This is a genomic window from Aeromonas sp. QDB20 (assembly GCF_027707805.1).
Lineage (GTDB): Bacteria > Pseudomonadota > Gammaproteobacteria > Enterobacterales > Aeromonadaceae > Aeromonas > Aeromonas dhakensis.
Genome location: NZ_JAPCJC010000061.1, coordinates 1 through 572, shown reverse-complemented (window position 1 = coordinate 572; position 572 = coordinate 1). Strand labels below are relative to the sequence as shown.

At 58.9% G+C, this 572-nt stretch carries 1 protein-coding gene; it reads left to right on the top strand.

Annotated features, from left to right (window positions below; translation table 11 throughout):
* Positions 1-572 (top strand): GTP-binding protein (locus PG897_RS22530; protein WP_161648264.1); only part of this gene is annotated, 572 nt, incomplete at both ends.

The following is a 572-nucleotide window of genomic DNA, read 5'->3' as shown; positions in this document are numbered from 1 at the left end:
ACCATCGGCCACGTTGACCACGGTAAAACCACCCTGACCGCCGCCATCACCAACGTGCTGGCCAAGCACTTCGGTGGTAAAGCTTTCGCCTTCGACCAGATCGACAAGGCGCCGGAAGAGCGTGAGCGTGGTATCACCATCAACACCTCCCACGTAGAATACGACACCGCTACCCGTCACTACGCCCACGTAGACTGCCCGGGTCACGCCGACTACGTTAAAAACATGATCACCGGTGCTGCCCAGATGGACGGCGCGATCCTGGTAGTAGCAGCGACTGACGGCCCGATGCCGCAGACTCGTGAGCACATCCTGCTGGGTCGTCAGGTAGGCGTTCCGTACATCATCGTGTTCATGAACAAGTGCGACATGGTAGATGACGAAGAGCTGCTGGAACTGGTCGAGATGGAAGTTCGCGAACTGCTGTCCGAGTACGACTTCCCGGGTGATGACCTGCCGGTGGTACGTGGTTCCGCACTGAAAGCGCTGGAAGGCGAAGCTCAGTGGGAAGAGAAGATCCTGGAACTGGCTGGCCACCTGGACACCTACATTCCGGAGCCGGAGCGCGCAAT